We start from the raw sequence: 17,917 nt of genomic DNA on the forward strand, positions 1-17,917 counted from the left end.
GTATTTCTTGGCTTTCGCGTGGCGGGCGCGTCGCTGTTTGTCTTTGCAAAGGGCGGCTGGGTGACGAAAGATTTGATGTGTGTTTCGGATGACTTTTGCTGTTGTCATACAAGTTGGCTGCGCTAGAGGGCCAAAATCAGTCCCGCCAACGTCACGCGCGGTGCTACGATCGGCAAGCCCCGATCACCGGACTCGACCATGCAAGAAGACTTCGACGCCCCCGCCCGCAAACGTGCGCACAACCTGGCGCATGACCTGGTGGAAAAGCTCACCCAGAGCATTCTGCTCGGCCAGATGACGCCGGGTGACAAGCTGCCGTCGGAGAATTCCATTGTTCAGGAGCACGGCGTCAGCCGCACGGTGGTGCGTGAGGCGATTTCCAAATTGCAGGCGTCAGGGCTGGTGGAAACTCGCCACGGCATCGGCACGTTCGTCATCGAGCGCGCGCCAGAGCAGGGCTTGCGCCTGAATGTCGACACCGCGTTGGGTGTACGCAGCATGCTCGAGTTGCGCCTGGGTCTGGAAACCCAGGCAGCGGCACTGGCGGCGCAACGGCGCAGCGAGCAGCAACTGCTGCAGATGCGCCAGGCGCTGGATGACTATCAGCGGCTGCTGGACAACAACGACAGTTGCGTGGAGGCGGATCGGCGCTTTCACCTGTTGATCGCCGAGGCCACCGGTAACGTGTGCTTCAGCGAGATCATGCAGCACCTGGGCAGCGCAATGATTCCGCGCACCCGCCTCAACGCGGCCGAGCGGGGCGCGGCAGATCTAAGCAAGCTCGGGCAACTGGCCAATCTGGAGCATGAAGCGATTTTGAACGCGATCAAGCGCCAGGACCCGGAAGCGGCGCGGGCGGCGATGTGGCTGCACCTGACCAACAGCCGCGATCGCTTTTCCGCGCAAGGTTGAATGCCGCTGGTCTGCTGCGTCGCACGCTACCCACTTTTCCCGTCTCCAACCAAGACACCCCGGACGTTCCGGCGCTGTATTTGTGAGGTGCACCATGGCTGACGATTCGCTGTTCCCGGGCGGCATTGCGCCCACCGACCAGACCCACCGCGTTCCCGGCACCGACGAGCCGACCCTGAGCGATCACGATGCGCCGCCGGGCATGGACCCGGGGCGTGATCCCTTGAGCGACGGCGACCGACCGGAAGACTGGAAAGATCCTGCCGCTGATGAGGACGTGCCGCCGGCGGATGAGCCGACGCCGTTGTCGGATGATCGGCGCTGAGTCCTGGGCTTTTGTGTTGGATTGGCTGGCCTCTTCGCGAGCAGGCTCCCACAGGGGCGAGAATCTGCTTGCGGATCTCAGGTCGTGTGGATATCGCGCATCAACAAGCCGAAGCGCAGATCCAGCGCATCCGGTATCGGCAGATAGACCGTGTGGCCATCTCCCGGCGCTACGTCGATGGTCTCGCCCTTGAGGTTCTGCAGTTCGTGCAGATCAAAACGGAAGTTGCCCTTGGGCGTCATCAGTTCCAGATGATCGCCCACGGCAAAGCGGTTCTTCACCTTGACCTCAGCCAGGCGTTCACGCCGTTCGCCGGTCAGTTCGCCGACGAACTGCTGACGCTCTGACACCGAGCTGCCGTGCTGATAGTTCTGATATTCATCATGCACATGCCGGCGCAGAAAGCCTTCGGTGTAGCCGCGCTGGGCCAGTGATTCGAGGTCACTCATCAGGCTGCGATCGAATGGGCGGCCGGCGACTGCATCGTCGATGGCGCGGCGATAGACCTGGGTGGTGCGGGCGCAATAGAAATGCGATTTGGTCCGGCCTTCGATTTTCAGCGAATGCACGCCCATGCGTGTCAGGCGCTCGACGTGCTGCACGGCGCGCAGGTCCTTGGCGTTCATGATGTAAGTGCCATGCTCGTCTTCGAAGGCCGGCATCAGTTCGTCGGGGCGGTTGGCTTCCTGCAACAGGAACACCTGATCGGTAGGCGCGCCGAGGCCCAGCGTCGGCTCGGGCTGGAAGGTCTGCACGATCTCGCCAAGCTGATTTTCCGTGGCCTGCTGCGCCGAGTATTTCCAGCGACAGGCATTGGTGCAAGTGCCCTGATTGGCGTCACGCTTGTTCAGGTAGCCGGAGAGCAGGCAGCGTCCGGAGTAGGCCATGCACAGCGCGCCGTGGACGAAAACTTCCAGCTCCATGCTGGGCACTTGTTCGCGGATTTCGCCGATTTCTTCCAGCGACAATTCCCTCGACAAGATGACCCGGCTGACGCCTTGCTCCTGCCAGAACTCGACGCTCGCCCAGTTCACCGTGTTGGCCTGAACCGACAAGTGAATCGGCATCTGCGGAAAATGCCGGCGCACCAGCATGATCAGCCCCGGATCGGACATGATCAGCGCATCCGGCGCCATCTCGATCACCGGCGCCAGATCCTTGAGAAAGGTCTTCAGCTTGGCGTTGTGCGGGGCGATGTTGACCACTACATAGAAACGCTTGCCCTGCGCCTGCGCCTCGCGGATGCCCAGCGCCAGATTGGCATGATCGAATTCGTTGTTGCGCACCCGCAGACTGTAACGCGGCTGGCCGGCGTACACCGCATCGGCGCCGTAGGCGAAGGCGTAACGCATGTTTTTCAGGGTGCCCGCGGGGGCGAGCAGTTCGGGGGCGCTGAGGGTCGAGTTCATGATGGCGGTCGCAAAAGCGCGGCAGGGTAAGCGAGGCGCAGCGAGGGTTTATTGATCTGGATCTATGCTCAACGAATAAACAGGGCACTCGCGCACGTCGCGGGTGACTAAGGTTCGGGGCGTGCGTGACGCCTGACAGACATGGATCGGACATGAACGAAAAGAGTCTTCAATTCAAATCCCTGACAGTGCTGCTGGTGCTGGTCACTGTAGCCTTCATCTGGATCCTGCTGCCGTTCTATGGCGCGGTGTTCTGGGCAGTGATTCTCGGCATTCTGTTTGCGCCGGTGCAGCGCAGGCTGCAAATCAAGTTCGGCTGGCCGCGCAACCTGACGTCGTTGTGCACGTTGAGCCTGTGCCTGGTCATCGCGATTCTGCCGGTGATCATCGTCAGCATTCTGCTGGTGCAGGAAGGGGCGACGGTTTACAAGAACATTGAAAGCGGTGAGCTGGACATTGCCGCTTATCTGGCGCAGTTCAAGCACAGCCTGCCGCCGTACTTTCAGCAGCTGCTCGACCGCTTTGGCGTGGGCGAACTCAACAGCCTGCGCGAGAAAATCGTCAAGGCCGCCATGCAGGGCAGCCAGGTGCTGGCGACTCAGGCGTTCAGTTTCGGCCAGGGCACCTTTGAATTCGTGGTGAGCTTTTTCATCATGCTGTACCTGCTGTTTTTCTTCCTGCGTGACGGTCCCGAACTGGCGCGCAAGATGCGCACCGCGGTGCCGCTGGAGGAAAACCACAAGCGTCGGCTGCAACTGAAATTCAACCGTGTGGTGCGTGCGACCGTCAAAGGCAACGTGCTCGTCGCCGTGACGCAAGGTGCGCTGGGCGGGGCGATTTTCTGGTTCCTCGACATTCCCAGCGCATTGCTCTGGGCGGTGCTGATGGCGTTTCTGTCATTGCTGCCAGCGGTCGGCGCGGGGATCGTCTGGGCGCCGGTGGCTGTGTACTTCCTGCTCAGCGGGATGATCTGGCAAGGCGTGGTGCTGGGCCTGTTCGGGGTCTTCGTGATCGGCCTGGTCGACAACGTCCTGCGTCCGATTCTGGTGGGCAAGGACACGAAAATGCCCGATTACATGATCCTGATCTCGACCCTGGGCGGCCTCGCGGTGTTCGGCCTCAACGGCTTCGTCATCGGCCCGTTGATCGCAGCGCTGTTCCTGTCGAGCTGGGCGCTGTTCGTCGAGACCAAACCCAAGGTGCAACTGCCTTAGGCATTGAACGACGCACTGACGATCTTTTGCGACAATGCCTGTGCGGCGGGTAACGAGGTGAGCGGACCACTGATCGCCTCGCCGTCGCGCATCAGATACCAGCAGGCGAGCAACCCCGACGCCCTGAGCGAAGCGGGAACCGCGCTGCCGACCACCGACATGATTTGAACCTGAGCCATGACCTGTACCTCCATTCAACAATGGAGCTACCTTAGAGATTCGCCGCTTCTACGGACAATCAACGCTTTCGATAGTGGTCATTGACGCCGTTGAGGGCTGCCTCAGTCGACCACTTGATCGAGCATGTGCATGACTTCGCGCTCGTTGAGCAAGCCCTTGTGCACCAGATTCTCCGCGAGCAGCGAAAGAAACTTGGCGCAGCGGTGACCTTCCAGATGCTTGAGTTCGGTCAGCGCGCTGTACACCTTGCTAGAGGTGCACAGACCGACAATGCGGTGCGGGTTTTGTGTTGGCATATCGTCGTCCTTGTTGTTATCAACCTGTTGTTTACGGACGGATTCAGATTGCGGCTCCGTCATGACAAAACCATGACCGTTTCGTGGAAATGCCCGTGACGGTCGAGTCAATCATGCCGACTTTAGCTGCATAAACTGTTCTCGCAGCGACCTTGGCGAGATTTTTTCAGACGTTGGGCGACAAATGGTCGAATATCGCAGGTGCGTCGCTCAAGATCAAAAGCCCTCATCGGAACGCCGCCCGCCTAGCCCTCTCCCAGAGGGAGAGGAACTGATCGCGGTGGATGTGAGAGGTACGCTGAGGTGAAATACCGAGTCCTACGCAAGCTTGGAAGCCAACCGAGATCGGCTCCCTCTCCCTCTGGGAGAGGGCTGGGGTGAGGGTTGAATTCACCGCAAATCCAGAGCCAATCTCACGCTTTAAACGATTCCCCACAAAAAAGCCCCGCTTCAAAAGCGGGGCTTTGCGTTCCGGTCACCAGCGCGGACCGCCGTAATACCCATGCGGCCGACCGTAATACCCGCGAGGCGGACCGTAATAAACCGGCGCGGGCTGCACGTAAACCGGTTGCTGCACATACACCGGCGCCGGCTGGTAATAAACCGGTGGCGGCGGCTGCTGCACATAAACCGGCTGTGGCTGAACGTACACCGGTTGCTGCACATACACCGGCCGATCCTGATTGATCAGCGCCGAGCCGATGATGGCCGAGCCGACGATCGCGCCAAACACTGCAGGGCCTTGCCAGCCGTGGCCACCACCCGCTTCTGCCTGGCCCGTGACCGCGAGCGCGCCGATCAACAAAGCCATAATGGGAAGTTTACGAATCATGATAAATCCTCGGTTCTTCGACCCGGCGGCAGGGCCTGCACCAGGCCCATAGTTGTCACGGGGATACATCTGAGACAGTGAAATCGGCAAAATCAGCACAGCCGCTGGGTAAATTTTGTGTAAGGTCTGTAGCGGTTTCTTTACCCGGCTGAACGATCGCCGCGAAAGCCCTCTAAAACACGCCCCATGATCGTTCAGAGCCCGCGGGGCTGGCTAATCCCGTCTATCCGAAAGTGCGTTTGAAGGAGAAGTTTCATGCAGATGAACCCGAACAAAGACACCCAGCTGTGCATGTCCCTGTCGGGGCGCCCCGGGAATTTTGGTCTGCGTTTTCACAACCATCTGTATGAACAGTTGGGTCTGAATTTCTATTACAAAGCCTTCAGCAGTCAGGACCTGACCGGCGCGGTCGGTGGCATTCGCGCGTTGGGTATTCGCGGGTGCGGCGTATCGATGCCGTTCAAGGAAGCGTGCATTGCGCTGGTCGATGAGCTCGATGCGTCGGCGGCAGCGATCCAGTCGATCAACACCATCGTCAACACTAATGGCCATCTCAAGGCGTATAACACCGATTACATCGCCGTCGCCCAGTTGCTCCAGAGCCACGCCGTGCCCAAGGATTCGACCTTCGCCCTGCGCGGCAGCGGCGGCATGGCCAAAGCGGTGGCCAGTGCCTTGCGTGACGGCGGTTACAGGAACGGCCTGATCGTCGCCCGCAACGAGCGCGCCGGGCGTGCGCTGGCGGACTCGCTGGGTTACCGCTGGCAGGCAGAGCTGGGCGAGGAGCGCCCGCAGATGTTGATCAACGTCACGCCGGTAGGGATGGACGGCGGACCGGAAGCGGGGCAACTGGCGTTTGAGCCGGAAGTCATCAAGGCGGCGCAGACGGTTTTCGATGTGGTGGCGATTCCCTCGGAAACACCGCTGATTGTGCGCGCCCGGGCGGAGGGTAAACGGGTCATCACCGGGCTGGAAGTCATCGCGATTCAGGCACTGGAGCAGTTTGTGCTGTACACCGGCGTGCGCCCGAATGAAGCGCAGTTTGCGGCGGCGGTGGCGTTTGCGCGTAGCTGATTGAATCTTGCGGTGGCGGGGCGGACCTCATCGCTTGCAGGCAAGCTCCCACAATGTGATCGCATTTTTTCAGCTGGAACCTGGTCAACCTGTGGGAGCCAGCCTGCTGGCGATGGCCTCGCTGCGATTTCACGCCAGACATCGTGGGCTATGCTGCCTGCGCGGCAAGCGCAGACTTGTCCACCTTAAAAAAACAAAACCGAGGCCGCTTATGCACCCGCCCATCCTCAACCTCGACGAGGTCGAACTCGAACCCCTTCCCGAGGCACTTGCCCCGCAAGGCGAAACCGCTGGGCGCTATCAACAGCGCTTCGCCCGCATCGGCCAGCGACTGGGCGCGCAAAAACTTGGCTATCGCCTGTACGCCTTGCCGCCGGGCATGCGCGGCAGTCCGTTTCACAGCCATCGGGTCAATGAGGAAATGTTCTACGTGGTGGCCGGGGAGGGCGAGGTGCGCCTGGGGGGCGAGCGTTTTCCGATCCGTAGCGGTGATGTGATCGCCTGTCCACCGGGCGGCCCGGAGCAGGCGCATCAGATCATCAATACCAGTTCGGCCGAGTTGCGATACCTGGCGATCAGCACGCAGCAGCAACCCGAGATCTGCGAATACCCGGATTCGAATAAATACGCGGTGATGGATAACTTCAGCGTTGATGCCGAGGGCAATCCGTCCGGTTTCGTCGCCGTGGCGCGGCAGGCGGATGGGGTGGATTACTGGGACGGTGAATAAACGCACCTCCCCTGCCTACAAAGGGAATGCGTGAATTATTCGAGGCGTGCCAGGCGTTCTTCCAGTGCAGCGATCCGTGCTTCGAGTTCTTCGATGCGCTCCACAGAAACGCCGGTGGCCGAGCGCTCTACGGGATTGTGCCGCGCGGCGATGATCGCCTCGATATCCGCCGGATCGCCCAGCGCATGGCTGTAACGGTCTTCACGCTGCCCGGCCTGACGCGGGATCAGCACCGCCAGCCCGCGCGCAATCAAGCGCTCGAGCTGATGCACCACTTGTTCGGCGTCTTCGAATTCATGCATGCGGCCGCTGCGGGTCAGCAACTCATTGACCGTCTGCGGGCCGCGCAGAAACATCAGCCCGCTGAGGATCACCTGCGCCGGCACCAGCTCAAGCGCCTTGTCGACCTTGTGCTCCCAGCGATCGGCGCGACTGCCCATCACCAGCCTGGCAAAACCGCGACCTTCAAGGGCGCGCAGGCTCTGGCCGACCTGGCCCGGAGTCAGGTTCATCACCGGTTCGCGGCTGGTTTTCTGGTTGCAGGCCAGCACCAGCGCATTGAGGGTCAGCGGATAGCTTTCCGGGCTGGTCGCCTGTTTCTCGATCAACGAACCGAGGATACGGATTTCCGTGGCATTGAGCCGTGGCTGTTCGGAGCTGGATTCTGGTTCGGTGGTCATCGCGCGTTCCCTCTGCAGTCGAAGGCGCCTAGCCTAATCCTTGCCCAACAAAAGGCAAGCCGTGTGGTCATCAAGCATGGCTATAATCGCCTCCTTGTTCCACCCAGCCATCACACGAGACTGCCATGACCATTTCCCTGTACGCCGCATCCGTCCCGGTTTTTCAACAAATGCTCAACGCCCTGAGCGATGTGCTGAAAAAGGCTGAAGCCCACGCCAGCGAGAAAAACATCGACCCGAACGCGTTCCTGCAAGCGCGTCTGTACCCGGACATGTTTCCGCTGACCCGCCAGGTGCAGATCGCCGTCGACTTCGCCAAAGGCGTGTCGGCGCGTCTGGCTGAAGTCGAACTGCCGAAGTACGACGACAGCGAAACCACCTTCGCCGAGCTGCAAGCCCTGATCGCCAAGGTTCTGGCCTTCATCGGCGAGATCAAGCCAGAGCAGATCGATGGCAAGGAAGGCGTTGAGATCGTCACCCGTCCGGGCACGCCGAAAGAGAAGCGCTTCAGTGGCCAGTCGTACCTGCTGACTTACGGTCTGCCGCAGTTTTTCTTCCACGTCACCACCACGTATGCATTGCTGCGTCATAACGGTGTGGAAGTGGGCAAGCGCGATTACATGGGCGCGTTCTAAGCCTTTAAAAGCCCCTCATCGGAACGCCGCCCGCCTAACCCTCTCCCGGAGGGAGAGGGGACTGACCAAGTTGTTTGTTCGAGATACGCCGGCCCGATCCATCGAGTCGAACTCTAATTTCGAACAGCACACAGATCGGCTCCCTTTCCCCCTCGCCCCCTTGGGGGAGAGGGTTGGGGTGAGGGGGCAAAAGATGTCAGCCACAAAAAAGCCCGCCAAGGTTCACACCGAGGCGGGCTTTTTATAGTTGTGAATATCAGGCGGTACGCTGCGCCTTCGCTTCTTCCCCCATGCAAGCCGCTGCGGTAAACAGCACGTCAGTCGACGAGTTCAGCGCAGTCTCCGCCGAATCCTGCAACACGCCAATGATGAAACCGACCGCCACCACCTGCATGGCAATCTCGCTCGGGATGCCGAACAGGCTGCACGCCAGCGGAATCAACAGCAGCGAGCCACCGGCCACGCCCGAAGCGCCGCAGGCGCAGATTGCCGCCACTACGCTGAGCAGGATCGCCGTCGGAATGTCCACGGCAATCCCCAGCGTGTGCACCGCAGCCAGGGCCAGTACGGTGATGGTGATCGCCGCGCCGGCCATGTTGATGGTCGCGCCCAGTGGGATCGACACCGAGTAGGTGTCCTCATGCAGGCCCAGGCGCTTGCTCAGTTCCAGGTTGACCGGAATGTTCGCCGCCGAGCTGCGGGTGAAAAACGCGGTGATGCCGCTTTCACGCAGGCACTTGAGGGTCAGCGGATAAGGGTTGCGGCGCAGCTTCCAGAACACGATCAGCGGGTTCATCACCAGCGCCACGAACAGCATGCAACCGAGCAATACCGCGAGCAGGTGGGCGTAACCGAGCAGCGCGCCGAAACCGGACGTGGCCAGCGTCGACGCGACCAGACCGAAAATACCCAGCGGCGCAAAGCGGATGACCACGCGAACAATGACCGTGACGCCATTGGACAGGTCGCCCAGCACTTCGCGGGTGGTGTCGCCGGCATGGCGGATCGCGATGCCCATGCCGATCGCCCACGCCAGAATGCCGATGAAGTTGGCGTTCATCAGCGCGTTGACCGGGTTATCGACCACGCTCAGCAGCAGGCTTTGCAGCACCTCGCCGATACCACCCGGTGCGCTGACCGCGACGTTTTCAGTCGACAGCACCAGATGGGACGGGAACGCCATGCTGGCAACCACGGCCACCACCGCTGCGCTGAACGTGCCCAGCAGGTACAGGAACAGGATCGGTCGGATGTGGGTTTCCTGACCATGCTTGTGATTGGCAATCGAGGCCATCACCAGGACGAACACCAGAATCGGCGCCACGGCTTTCAACGCCGAGACAAACACCTTGCCGATGAACGCGGTGGACTTGGCCGCTTCCGGGGCAAGCAGCGCCAGGGCGATACCGGCGATCAGGCCGATCACGATCTGGGTCACCAGGCTGAGATTTTTCAAGCGTTGCAGGAGAGAAGGGGATGAGGCGGTCATGAACGGCATCTCTGTTTTTTATAGGGTGCGAGGTTGCGTGGGCAGGCACGAACCGAGTGTCGAATCGACATCAGCGCCAAAAAACCGGCCGCTGAACAGGCTGTACGTTTTGCAGGGCGCGGACTTTATCACAGCGTAGGCCTTATCCCTCAGGCATGTGACGATCTGCCACCTGTTTGTTTGGCCAATCAGACAGGTTTGTGCAAGTCAGCTCGGGGCACTCTCTGGTAAGCTGCGCCATCCTCATTTTCAAATTTCGCCAGCGGGCCGCAAGGCCAACGCTGGTGTCGTCGTTTTTCTGGAGTTGCGCATGCTGTTGCCTATTCTTCTGTTGTCCGCCGCCGGATTTACGGTGCTGACCACGGAATTCGTCATCGTCGGCCTGTTGCCGGCGATTGCCCGCGATCTCGAAGTCACTATCCCTCAGGCTGGCTTGCTGGTGACTTTATTCGCTTTTACCGTGGCCATGTTCGGGCCATTTTTGACTGCGTATTTCGCCCGCTTCGAGCGACGCAAGTTGTTCATCAGCATTCTGATCATGTTCGGTCTGGCCAATACCGTTGCGGCACTGGCGCCGAATATCTGGGTCATGGCCGTTGCCCGATTGATTCCGGCGCTGGGGTTGCCGGTGTTCTGGGCGTTGGCCAGCGAAACCGCGGTCGATATTGTCGGCCCGGATTTCGCCGGCCGCGCTATCGCCAAGATCGGTTTTGGCATTGTCTGCGCCACGGTGTTCGGCATCCCGGTCGGCACGCTGATTTCCGACGCCTTCGGCTGGCGTACGGCGTTTGCGATTCTCGCGGTGGTCGCGTTTGCCAAGGCTCTACTGCTATTCGTCTACCTGCCGAAAACCAGCCTGCATCAGCATCAAGTCAGCTTCCGTTCGCAGTTCAAGATCCTGCGCAGCCCGCTGATGCTCGGCCATGTGCTGTTGTCGATCCTGGTGTTCAGCGGCATGTTCACCGCTTACACCTATCTGGCCGACATCCTTGAGCGTCTGGCCGGGTTCAACGGCACCGTGGTCGGCTGGTGCCTGATGGGCTTCGGCGCGGTCGGGCTGATCGGCAACTCATTGGGCGGCCGTGCGGTGGACCGGCACCCGCTCGGCGCTTCGGTACTGTTCTGTGCGTTCATGATCGCCGGCATGGTCTCGCTGGTGCCGAACATTCATTCGCCGTTGGGCCTGGCGGTGGCGATGGCGATCTGGGGCGTGACCCAGGCGGCGTTGTTCCTGGTCAGCCATGTGCGGCTGATGAAAGCCGCACCGGAAGCGCCTGCCTTTGCTGCCTCGCTGAACATCGCCGGGGCCAATCTGGGCATCGGTCTGGGCGCGATGATCGGCGGTCGGGTCATCGACAGCGCGGGCCTGGGCTTCCTCGGTTTTGCCGCTGCCGGGTTCATTCTGCTGTCGGTGTTCCTCGCCATGGTCCTGATGACCTTGAAGCCGCGCGAGGCCTGCGCTTCATAAGGTGGTAAACAGCTCGCGTCGGGCACCCTCGGTAATCGCCACGATGCCGGGGTGCTTGACCTTGCGCTCCACGGAAATGGCATAGAACGACTCGGTCACCGCGTCGGTCTGGCCAATCAACACGACGCCGTACTGGCGCTTCACCTCATCGGCAATCACGCTCGGACCAATGAAAATTCCGCTGCCGGATTGGCCGAACGCCTGCATCAACGCACTGTCATCGAACTCGCCGACGATTTGCGGCTGGATCTGCTGTTCGGCAAACCAGCGCTGTAAACGGCTGCGCACCACGGTCTCCGCGCCGGGAATCAGCAGCGGGGCGCTGTGCAGGCTGCGCGGGAAGTCCTGACCGTATGTCGCGGCCAGTTCGGCGGTGGCGAAAAAACTGATCCCGCATTCACCGAGTTTCTGGCTGTAGCCCTTGATGTCGAGGTGCGAAGGCATCGGGCTGTCGGAGATCACCAGATCGAGACGCTGGATCGCTAGATCCGCCAGCAAGCGTTCGAGTTTGTCTTCGCGGCAGGTGATGCGCAGCGGTTCGCTCAATTCCATGGTCGGCGCGATCAAACGATAAACGATGGATTTGGGCACCACATCGGCGACCCCGACGCGAAAAAGGATCTGCTGTTCGTTGGGCTGCGCGCGCAGCATCAACTCGAGTTCGCCGCCGAGCTGGAACATCTGCTCGGCGTAGGGCAGGGCCTGGCGCCCGGCTTCGGTGAGTTCCAGCTGTCGACCGACACGACGAAACAACTCGATGCCGTAGGTCTGTTCAAGCAGGGAGATCTGCCCGCTGATGGTTTGCGGGGTCAGGTTCAGTTGCTCGCAGGCGCGCACAATGCTGCCAGTCTTGGCGACAACCCAGAAGTAATGCAGTTGACGGTAATTGAGCATGGCGATCTTCAGTTCGTGAAAACCGAAGTATAGCCGCTAAAAATACGAATTTTCCTGAAGTGTTCGTCTCCCTAGAATGCCCAGCCATCGACGGCTGCTCTGCGTGCCGCTCTGGTTTATTCGAGGAATCATTATGAAATACACATTTCCTGCGCTGATGTTTGCGTCTTTACTGGTTCTGGCAGGCTGCGACCAGGCCGAAAAAAGCGCCCAGCAATTGATGGGCGCGGCCGCTGAAACTGCCAAGCAAGCGATCGACGATACCCATAAAGCCGCCGAGCAAGCGCTCAGCGATGCCACCGGTGGCTTGATTCAGAAAAAAGAAACACCGGAAAAAGAAACGGAAGAATCCGAATCTTCCTCCAAGACTATCTAACCCCGTCTTACACAGAGTCAGGACTGACCCATGGAATATCTGTTAGAACTCGCCGCCAGCCCCACCGCCTGGGTTGCTTTGGCCACACTGGTGGTAATGGAAATCGTGCTCGGCATCGATAACCTGATCTTTATTTCGATCCTGACCAACAAGCTGCCTGAGCAACATCGGCAGAAGGCGCGCCGCATCGGTATCGGCATGGCGTTGATCCTGCGTCTGGCGCTGTTGAGCACCATCGCCTTCATCGTGCAGTTGACCGAGCCTGTGATCGAAATCCTTGGCCATGCGTTCTCCTGGAAGGACATGATCCTGATTGCCGGTGGTCTGTTCCTGGTGTGGAAAGCCACCACCGAGATCCATCACAGCATGGACCCGGCTCCGGAAGATCCGAAGACCGCGACCTCGACCGTGACCCTGGGCTTCGCTGCCGCGATCGGTCAGATCCTGATGCTCGACATGGTGTTTTCGATCGACAGCATCATTACCGCTGTCGGCATGACCGAACACTTGCCGATCATGATCATTGCGGTGGTGGTGTCGGTCCTGGTGATGCTGCTGGCAGCTGACCCGCTGGCCAAGTTCATCAACGACAACCCGACCGTGGTGATGCTGGCCCTGGGCTTCCTGATCATGATCGGTATGACCCTGATCGCCGAAGGTTTCGGCGCCCACGTACCGAAAGGTTATGTGTATGCGGCGATGGCGTTCTCGGCGGGTATCGAGGTGTTGAACATGATGTCGCGTCGGGCTAAACAGAAGAAAGTTACTCAGCAAGCGTAAGCGCTGACAGCGTAAAGACCGCTTGGGCTTTTGGGCTCAGGCGGTTTTTTTTCGCTTTGATATGGGTGGTGCGATGTGACGCCAGCCCCTCACCCCAGCCCTCTCCCGAGGGAGAGGGAGCCGATTTGAGGGCTTTTCAAGTAATGAGTTCGGCTCGATAGTGCAGGTCGGCATAACTTGCGAGAACAGCTCCGTCAGTTCCCTCTCCCCGCGGGAGAGGGCTAGGGAGAGGGGCTTTTGATCTTCAGTGCGCCGTCACATGCCGCCCACGATGCTCTTCGCTTTTCTCAGTTGGCGCAGTCTGCACCGGATGATGATGCCGCCGCGAAATCCGCAACACCCCCCACAACATGGCGGTCGCCACAGCCAGCCAGCCGGCAATCAACATCACGATGGTCATGGTCAGGCTCATCAGTGCCTCCTCTTCGCCCTGCAGCGGGCGCACACTTTTCAATTCGCTCTGTTTCACTGACAGTCTAGCCAATGGGGTGTTTCAGGCTATTGACCAAAGGTCGCTGGCGACCAATCAGTTCGCTCTATGCAATCGCCTCGTCTGCGGGTAAAGGCTATACCGCAGGCGGTCACGGCCCTATGATCGCAGCGTTGCCGGAACACGATGACCGGCGTCTGAACAGAGAGTGATGATGGTCCAGCTATTTTCCCGAGTGCGTGCGGCGCTGCTCATTGCCGTCGGTGCGGCAGTTTTGACCGGTTGCGCAGGCACTGTGGCGCCAGAGGTCAAGCGTCTGCCGGAGCGGGTCGAGTTGAGCGGCACGTTCTATCGTGGCGAAGCCTATCAGAGCGGGCCGCAGGTGCTGGCCAGCTTGCTGTCACAGCAAGGCATCGTGATTACCCCTGGCCTGCTGGAAAAACCGTTGCAGTTGCCGGGCGCCGAAGACAAATTGCAGCGCAACATGGAAAACCTCGCCCGCGAGTACGGCATGCTGGTCTATCCGTTGGACAGTAATCTGCCAGCGCTGTTGACCCAAGTAGCTGCCGGTTATCCGGTGATGGTGCGCTTCAGCGAAGGTTCGGCCTTCTGGGCCGAGCCGCGCTACGCGATTCTCTCCGGCTACGATCGCAACAAGCAGAACGTGCTGTTGCGCGCGGGGATGAACCGTCGCCAACTGATGGGTTTCAGTGCCTTCGAGTCGGCGCTGGAAAAGTCCGGCGGCTGGGCCATTCTGATCCAGAAGCCTTCGCAGATCCCTGCAGCCGTTGACCAGCAGCGCTGGCTGAAAGCAGCCGATGCGCTGGCCCAGGCCGGTCAGGAAAACGAAGCGGCGCAGGCGCGCAAGGCGCTGGCGGCACATTGAGGTCCGTTCGTCACTTGCCGGGCACGACTGCGTCCGGCTCGCCTCCTATGCGTAGAGCCCGTGATTTTGCGGGCGCACCAGGAGGCGCACATGGCAGATTCATCCCCGAAAGGCCCACATTCATCTGAACATTCCTCTGGCGATGATCTGGGGTTTGATCCGGATTCGCCCGACCTTGAAGATCCGCAAGTCGATCCGATCGGCCCCGCGAAGGCTCCGCTGGATGAAAAGCCCGACGATGCGCAGCGCAAGCCCGGCAAAGCCTACGACCCGTTGGGCGATCTGAAACCCTGAGCGAGGTGCATATGAGTACCGATTCAAGCTTCGATGACCAGAAACCGGACAGCGTGCCGACCACGCCCGAGTCAGACGTCGACCCGGTGCTCGATCCGGACAGTCCGATGCGTGACCCATTGGCGAGGCCGAATGTGCTGACCCCCGAGCCGTCTCGAGATCCGGCTGCGGGCGATGGCATCCCCGATGACGACAGGATGCCGCTGCCCAACGACTGATTAGGCAGACTTAAAAAGCCCCGAAAATCGGGGCTTTTTCCTGTGCGACAGCTATTTGGACGCTTCAACCACGCCGCTCTGGCGCGACTTGAGATTCTTCTGTGCCTTGTACTGCTGCGCGACTGCCGGCACTGCCGCGCTGCGACCGGTCTCCACCCAGCTGCGAATGCGGCTCGCGTCTGCAAAATGCGTGTACTTGCCGAATGCATCGAGGATCACCAGCGCCACCGGGCGGTTGGCCATTCGGGTCACCAGCACCAGGCAATGACCAGCAGGATTGGTGAAGCCGGTCTTGGTGATCATGATGTCCCAGTCAGCCTTGTTGACCAGATGGTCGGTGTTGCGAAAACCCAGGGTGTAATTGGGCTTGCGGAAGGCGACGGTTTTTTCCTTGGTGGTACTGAGCTGGCTCAGCAACGGGTGCTTGTGCGCGGCGACCAGCAATTTACTCAGATCGCGCGCAGTGGAAACGTTGCGCTCTGACAGCCCGGTTGGCTCGACGAAATGCGTGCTGGTCATGCCCAGCATCTTGGCCTTGGCGTTCATTGCCGCAATAAACGCGGCATAGCCGCCCGGATAATGGTGGGCGAGGCTGGCAGCCGCGCGGTTTTCCGAGGACATCAAGGCAATCAGCAGCATTTCGCGGCGCGGCAGTTCGCTCCTGAGTTTGACTCGCGAGAACACACCCTTCATTTCCGGGGTGTTGCTGATATCGACATTGATCCATTCGTCCATGTTCTGCCGCGCTTCAACCACCACCAGTCCGGTCATCAACTTGCTGACGGAGGCAATCGGCACGATCACGTCAGGGTTGCTGGAGTAGATGACTTTGTTGGTCTGCATATCCATGAGCAGGGCGCTGCCGGAGGCAATCTTCAGGGTCGAGGCATCGCGTGGGGCAGCCGTGGTTTCCGCAGCGTTGATCGTTGGCGTGATGAATGTGCCTGTAAATGCAAAAAACAGGCTCAGGATCGAAAGACGAATTTTCACGCGGGCGAACTCATAAAGGTTGGATATTCCGTTAGTTTGTAACGGGTTATTTCTTCAAAGCGTCGCATTCTAGGAGTATGTGCTAAGAAAGCTATAGCCGCCCGTAAACAAAGGGCGAAATATGAAATAAATTTAAGCCTGTACCAATTTTGTACCAATCTGGCTTTCCAGCTTCCCGACTTCAGACCAGTCGGTAGTTGAGCTCAGCCAGCGAGCATATGTGGACAGTAACACCTGGACGCTGTGCCCGAGTTGTCCTGCGATGAACGCGGGGTTCATGCCCGCCATGAGGCACATTGTGGCGTAAGTGTGACGGCAGTTGTACTGACTGCGTGGCTTTATTTTCAAAGCTTCCAGTGCCTTGGTGAAGTGGCCGCCCGGCGTGGTCGCGCCGAGGATGTATTCCGAACTGCCGGAAGGCGGGAAGACATACGGCGACGACTGGCGCTTGCGGCGAACTTGGTTGAGTCGGGCGTCGGCAATTCGCTTGGCGCGCTTCAGCGCGTGCATGGCTCGGCTGTTCAACATCACCGTGCGGGCGTGCTTGGTCTTCGTGCGCTCCTCGACCTTCCCATCAACAACGATCCGGCAGACGTGTGCAACGCGCTTATCCATGTCGATCTCATCCCATCGCAGAGCCCTAAGCTCTCCCGTCCTCATGCCACAGTAAAACGCGAACTCAAAGTAGGCCGCGTAGATCTGTGCCGCCCTCGAAGTGAAGTTGGCATACATCCACTCAATGATCATGTCCGCTTCTTCCACGCTGAAGGGATCAATCACTTTCTTGGCCTTGCCAGGGAGCTTGATCGCCGTCGCCGGATTCCTTTCGATTACCTCATCCCGCACCGCAGCCTTGAACAAGGCATTCACTCGCGAGATCGCCGTGCGCTTCACGGTCGAGCTCTCCCATGTGGTCTCGGCAATCACCCGACGCAACAGCATCGGGGTGATAGTGGTCATGGGTACCGTGGCCAGTTCCGGCATCCAGTAATTGTTGACGGTGCCCTTGTAGTTCCGGCGAGTGCCTGGAACGATCTCAAGGCCGTCGATCCAAGTCTGGGCGTATTCACCGAAAGTAAGGCCGGTGGCCACGGCGGCGTAGCTGGAGTTCGGGAACAATTCGGCGTAGCGCTTCTCGTCCAGAACCCCATGCTTGGCCAGGCTGATTACTTGATCGCGTAGATCGGCGGCCGCCTTGATCCCTTTTGGCGTCTGGGGATGGGCAAGGGTTTCGCACCGCCGCTCGCCGTTCCAAGTGAACCGGATACGGACAGACTGGCCAGCAAATTCAACTCCTCGGGGCAGGCCCACTGGCTTTCTTGCCATGCTTCATATCTCCTGATGCTATAAAAAACGCGGCCGTCTATCTTATTCCAGACGCCTTCGGGGATGATTCCGCGTGCCCGTTTACCTTCGAGTGCGCGCTTGGTGGTACCGATCAGAGCGGCCATGCGCTCCTCAGGCACCTTGTCGAACGGGTACGTTTCGACGGTTTCTTCGTTTTCGGACATAGCAGGCTCCATGCCGCGCGTGGCGGCAGAAGGTGGTGATGGGTTATGCAGGCAGCAAGCCTTTCGCTTTTGCTTCTGCCCGGCACTGCTCTCGAAACTCTCGAGCTTTTTCGATTGCTTGCTGTTTGCTGGAGGCCTTCCAGGTGGGGCCGACTTGGATGAACTTGCCGCGCAGCTTGCCGCACCAGTGCTTCACAAAGTCGCCGTTCTCGATCTGGCAGATGGTGCCGGCCGATGCTTTCGGCGCCGTCGCGTAATCCACCAGCTTCTGGTCGTACGTTAATTCGGGCATTC

23 protein-coding genes are annotated in these 17,917 nt (G+C 59.8%); 12 read left to right on the plus strand and 11 right to left on the minus strand.

From position 1 onward, the window contains the following. The first annotated feature begins 198 nt into the window (after positions 1 to 198). Together BLU24_RS11420 and BLU24_RS11425 are read left to right on the plus strand one after the other, a co-directional pair. On the plus strand, positions 199 to 912 hold the full coding sequence (locus tag BLU24_RS11420) for a FadR/GntR family transcriptional regulator (protein ID WP_093100159.1): 714 nt from the start codon (positions 199 to 201) through the stop codon (positions 910 to 912). 94 nt (positions 913 to 1,006) lie between these two features. After that, positions 1,007 to 1,237, plus strand: coding sequence for a hypothetical protein (locus BLU24_RS11425; protein WP_093100162.1), 231 nt, complete (start codon positions 1,007 to 1,009; stop codon positions 1,235 to 1,237). A 77-nt stretch (positions 1,238 to 1,314) separates the two neighbouring features. Here BLU24_RS11425 and trhP read toward each other — a convergent pair whose 3' ends face one another. Then, complete coding sequence (trhP, locus tag BLU24_RS11430) at positions 1,315 to 2,646, minus strand: prephenate-dependent tRNA uridine(34) hydroxylase TrhP (RefSeq protein WP_093100167.1); 1,332 nt, start codon at positions 2,644 to 2,646, stop codon at positions 1,315 to 1,317. Positions 2,647 to 2,798: 152 nt separating this feature from the next. On the opposite strand from trhP, the gene BLU24_RS11435 reads away from it, so the two are divergent. Continuing rightward, positions 2,799 to 3,860, plus strand: coding sequence for an AI-2E family transporter (locus BLU24_RS11435; RefSeq protein WP_093100171.1), 1,062 nt, complete (start codon positions 2,799 to 2,801; stop codon positions 3,858 to 3,860). On the opposite strand, the gene BLU24_RS11440 is transcribed toward BLU24_RS11435, so the two are convergent. From BLU24_RS11440 to BLU24_RS11450, 3 genes are all read right to left on the minus strand, one after another. Continuing rightward, positions 3,857 to 4,039: a hypothetical protein gene (locus BLU24_RS11440; protein WP_090284520.1), complete on the minus strand. Its 183-nt coding sequence runs from the start codon at positions 4,037 to 4,039 to the stop codon at positions 3,857 to 3,859. The two genes, BLU24_RS11435 and BLU24_RS11440, sit on opposite strands and share 4 nt — an antisense overlap. 102 nt (positions 4,040 to 4,141) lie before the next feature. Continuing rightward, positions 4,142 to 4,336: a hypothetical protein gene (locus tag BLU24_RS11445; protein WP_016984641.1), complete on the minus strand. Its 195-nt coding sequence runs from the start codon at positions 4,334 to 4,336 to the stop codon at positions 4,142 to 4,144. Positions 4,337 to 4,811: 475 nt separating this feature from the next. Beyond that, entirely contained in the window at positions 4,812 to 5,168 is a 357-nt protein-coding gene (locus BLU24_RS11450; protein WP_090284519.1) for a hypothetical protein, read from the minus strand. A 255-nt stretch (positions 5,169 to 5,423) separates the two neighbouring features. Here BLU24_RS11450 and BLU24_RS11455 point away from each other — a divergent pair, with 255 nt between their 5' ends. Together BLU24_RS11455 and BLU24_RS11460 are read left to right on the plus strand one after the other, a co-directional pair. Further along, positions 5,424 to 6,242, plus strand: coding sequence for a shikimate 5-dehydrogenase (locus BLU24_RS11455; RefSeq protein ID WP_090284517.1), 819 nt, complete (start codon positions 5,424 to 5,426; stop codon positions 6,240 to 6,242). A 211-nt stretch (positions 6,243 to 6,453) separates the two neighbouring features. Beyond that, positions 6,454 to 6,972 carry a cupin domain-containing protein gene (locus BLU24_RS11460; RefSeq protein WP_093100173.1) on the plus strand — a complete coding sequence of 173 codons (519 nt, stop codon included), beginning with the start codon at positions 6,454 to 6,456 and terminating at the stop codon, positions 6,970 to 6,972. A 35-nt stretch (positions 6,973 to 7,007) separates the two neighbouring features. Here BLU24_RS11460 and BLU24_RS11465 read toward each other — a convergent pair whose 3' ends face one another. Then, positions 7,008 to 7,652, minus strand: a complete 645-nt coding sequence (locus BLU24_RS11465) for a YceH family protein (protein ID WP_093100177.1) — start codon at positions 7,650 to 7,652, stop codon at positions 7,008 to 7,010. Positions 7,653 to 7,777: 125 nt separating this feature from the next. Between BLU24_RS11465 and BLU24_RS11470 the strand changes: the two genes are divergently transcribed. Next, positions 7,778 to 8,287, plus strand: a complete 510-nt coding sequence (locus tag BLU24_RS11470) for a DUF1993 domain-containing protein (RefSeq protein ID WP_093100180.1) — start codon at positions 7,778 to 7,780, stop codon at positions 8,285 to 8,287. A 256-nt stretch (positions 8,288 to 8,543) separates the two neighbouring features. On the opposite strand, the gene sstT is transcribed toward BLU24_RS11470, so the two are convergent. After that, entirely contained in the window at positions 8,544 to 9,776 is a 1,233-nt protein-coding gene (gene sstT, locus BLU24_RS11475) for a serine/threonine transporter SstT (protein ID WP_093100183.1), read from the minus strand. Positions 9,777 to 10,086: 310 nt separating this feature from the next. On the opposite strand from sstT, the gene BLU24_RS11480 reads away from it, so the two are divergent. Then, on the plus strand, positions 10,087 to 11,244 hold the full coding sequence (locus tag BLU24_RS11480) for an MFS transporter (protein ID WP_093100186.1): 1,158 nt from the start codon (positions 10,087 to 10,089) through the stop codon (positions 11,242 to 11,244). Here the strand turns inward: BLU24_RS11480 and nhaR are convergent. Then, positions 11,239 to 12,138 carry a transcriptional activator NhaR gene (gene nhaR, locus BLU24_RS11485; protein ID WP_093100189.1) on the minus strand — a complete coding sequence of 300 codons (900 nt, stop codon included), beginning with the start codon at positions 12,136 to 12,138 and terminating at the stop codon, positions 11,239 to 11,241. The two genes, BLU24_RS11480 and nhaR, sit on opposite strands and share 6 nt — an antisense overlap. Positions 12,139 to 12,271: 133 nt before the next feature. On the opposite strand from nhaR, the gene BLU24_RS11490 reads away from it, so the two are divergent. Together BLU24_RS11490 and BLU24_RS11495 are read left to right on the plus strand one after the other, a co-directional pair. Further along, a complete protein-coding gene (locus BLU24_RS11490; RefSeq protein ID WP_090284505.1) occupies positions 12,272 to 12,514 on the plus strand; it encodes a hypothetical protein in 243 nt (80 codons plus the stop codon). Between the two features lie 30 nt (positions 12,515 to 12,544). Further along, on the plus strand, positions 12,545 to 13,294 hold the full coding sequence (locus BLU24_RS11495; protein ID WP_093100192.1) for a TerC family protein: 750 nt from the start codon (positions 12,545 to 12,547) through the stop codon (positions 13,292 to 13,294). Positions 13,295 to 13,538: 244 nt separating this feature from the next. On the opposite strand, the gene BLU24_RS11500 is transcribed toward BLU24_RS11495, so the two are convergent. Next, positions 13,539 to 13,706 (minus strand): hypothetical protein, encoded by a 168-nt coding sequence (locus BLU24_RS11500; protein WP_172833265.1) that lies wholly within the window; start codon positions 13,704 to 13,706, stop codon positions 13,539 to 13,541. Between the two features lie 232 nt (positions 13,707 to 13,938). On the opposite strand from BLU24_RS11500, the gene BLU24_RS11505 reads away from it, so the two are divergent. The 3 genes from BLU24_RS11505 (at position 13,939) to BLU24_RS11515 (ending at position 15,122) form a co-directional block, all read left to right on the plus strand. Further along, positions 13,939 to 14,610 carry a hypothetical protein gene (locus BLU24_RS11505; RefSeq protein WP_093100195.1) on the plus strand — a complete coding sequence of 224 codons (672 nt, stop codon included), beginning with the start codon at positions 13,939 to 13,941 and terminating at the stop codon, positions 14,608 to 14,610. A gap of 90 nt (positions 14,611 to 14,700) precedes the next feature. Then, complete coding sequence (locus BLU24_RS11510; protein ID WP_090284500.1) at positions 14,701 to 14,904, plus strand: DUF6021 family protein; 204 nt, start codon at positions 14,701 to 14,703, stop codon at positions 14,902 to 14,904. 11 nt (positions 14,905 to 14,915) lie between these two features. Further along, a complete protein-coding gene (locus BLU24_RS11515; protein WP_090284499.1) occupies positions 14,916 to 15,122 on the plus strand; it encodes a hypothetical protein in 207 nt (68 codons plus the stop codon). 51 nt (positions 15,123 to 15,173) lie between these two features. Here BLU24_RS11515 and pbpG read toward each other — a convergent pair whose 3' ends face one another. From pbpG to BLU24_RS11530, 3 genes are all read right to left on the minus strand, one after another. Beyond that, positions 15,174 to 16,112: a D-alanyl-D-alanine endopeptidase gene (pbpG, locus tag BLU24_RS11520; protein ID WP_093100198.1), complete on the minus strand. Its 939-nt coding sequence runs from the start codon at positions 16,110 to 16,112 to the stop codon at positions 15,174 to 15,176. A 132-nt stretch (positions 16,113 to 16,244) separates the two neighbouring features. Then, complete coding sequence (locus BLU24_RS11525) at positions 16,245 to 17,438, minus strand: tyrosine-type recombinase/integrase (protein WP_093100201.1); 1,194 nt, start codon at positions 17,436 to 17,438, stop codon at positions 16,245 to 16,247. 228 nt (positions 17,439 to 17,666) lie between these two features. Next, positions 17,667 to 17,915, minus strand: a complete 249-nt coding sequence (locus BLU24_RS11530) for a hypothetical protein (RefSeq protein WP_093100203.1) — start codon at positions 17,913 to 17,915, stop codon at positions 17,667 to 17,669. Positions 17,916 to 17,917: the final 2 nt, after the last annotated feature.

Source organism: Pseudomonas sp. Z003-0.4C(8344-21) (assembly GCF_900104975.1).
Lineage (GTDB): Bacteria > Pseudomonadota > Gammaproteobacteria > Pseudomonadales > Pseudomonadaceae > Aquipseudomonas > Aquipseudomonas granadensis.

Excerpts from the sequence above, each read along its gene's own strand:
- BLU24_RS11420 (WP_093100159.1), top strand. The coding sequence starts at position 199 with ATGCAAGAAGACTTCGACGCCCCCGCCCGCAAACGTGCGCACAACCTG.
- BLU24_RS11425 (WP_093100162.1), top strand. The coding sequence starts at position 1,007 with ATGGCTGACGATTCGCTGTTCCCGGGCGGCATTGCGCCCACCGACCAG.
- trhP (WP_093100167.1), bottom strand. The coding sequence starts at position 2,646 with ATGAACTCGACCCTCAGCGCCCCCGAACTGCTCGCCCCCGCGGGCACC.
- BLU24_RS11435 (WP_093100171.1), top strand. The coding sequence starts at position 2,799 with ATGAACGAAAAGAGTCTTCAATTCAAATCCCTGACAGTGCTGCTGGTG.
- BLU24_RS11440 (WP_090284520.1), bottom strand. The coding sequence starts at position 4,039 with ATGGCTCAGGTTCAAATCATGTCGGTGGTCGGCAGCGCGGTTCCCGCT.
- BLU24_RS11445 (WP_016984641.1), bottom strand. The coding sequence starts at position 4,336 with ATGCCAACACAAAACCCGCACCGCATTGTCGGTCTGTGCACCTCTAGC.
- BLU24_RS11450 (WP_090284519.1), bottom strand. The coding sequence starts at position 5,168 with ATGATTCGTAAACTTCCCATTATGGCTTTGTTGATCGGCGCGCTCGCG.
- BLU24_RS11455 (WP_090284517.1), top strand. The coding sequence starts at position 5,424 with ATGCAGATGAACCCGAACAAAGACACCCAGCTGTGCATGTCCCTGTCG.
- BLU24_RS11460 (WP_093100173.1), top strand. The coding sequence starts at position 6,454 with ATGCACCCGCCCATCCTCAACCTCGACGAGGTCGAACTCGAACCCCTT.
- BLU24_RS11465 (WP_093100177.1), bottom strand. The coding sequence starts at position 7,652 with ATGACCACCGAACCAGAATCCAGCTCCGAACAGCCACGGCTCAATGCC.
- BLU24_RS11470 (WP_093100180.1), top strand. The coding sequence starts at position 7,778 with ATGACCATTTCCCTGTACGCCGCATCCGTCCCGGTTTTTCAACAAATG.
- sstT (WP_093100183.1), bottom strand. The coding sequence starts at position 9,776 with ATGACCGCCTCATCCCCTTCTCTCCTGCAACGCTTGAAAAATCTCAGC.
- BLU24_RS11480 (WP_093100186.1), top strand. The coding sequence starts at position 10,087 with ATGCTGTTGCCTATTCTTCTGTTGTCCGCCGCCGGATTTACGGTGCTG.
- nhaR (WP_093100189.1), bottom strand. The coding sequence starts at position 12,138 with ATGCTCAATTACCGTCAACTGCATTACTTCTGGGTTGTCGCCAAGACT.
- BLU24_RS11490 (WP_090284505.1), top strand. The coding sequence starts at position 12,272 with ATGAAATACACATTTCCTGCGCTGATGTTTGCGTCTTTACTGGTTCTG.
- BLU24_RS11495 (WP_093100192.1), top strand. The coding sequence starts at position 12,545 with ATGGAATATCTGTTAGAACTCGCCGCCAGCCCCACCGCCTGGGTTGCT.
- BLU24_RS11500 (WP_172833265.1), bottom strand. The coding sequence starts at position 13,706 with ATGAGCCTGACCATGACCATCGTGATGTTGATTGCCGGCTGGCTGGCT.
- BLU24_RS11505 (WP_093100195.1), top strand. The coding sequence starts at position 13,939 with ATGGTCCAGCTATTTTCCCGAGTGCGTGCGGCGCTGCTCATTGCCGTC.
- BLU24_RS11510 (WP_090284500.1), top strand. The coding sequence starts at position 14,701 with ATGGCAGATTCATCCCCGAAAGGCCCACATTCATCTGAACATTCCTCT.
- BLU24_RS11515 (WP_090284499.1), top strand. The coding sequence starts at position 14,916 with ATGAGTACCGATTCAAGCTTCGATGACCAGAAACCGGACAGCGTGCCG.
- BLU24_RS11525 (WP_093100201.1), bottom strand. The coding sequence starts at position 17,438 with ATGGCAAGAAAGCCAGTGGGCCTGCCCCGAGGAGTTGAATTTGCTGGC.
- BLU24_RS11530 (WP_093100203.1), bottom strand. The coding sequence starts at position 17,915 with ATGCCCGAATTAACGTACGACCAGAAGCTGGTGGATTACGCGACGGCG.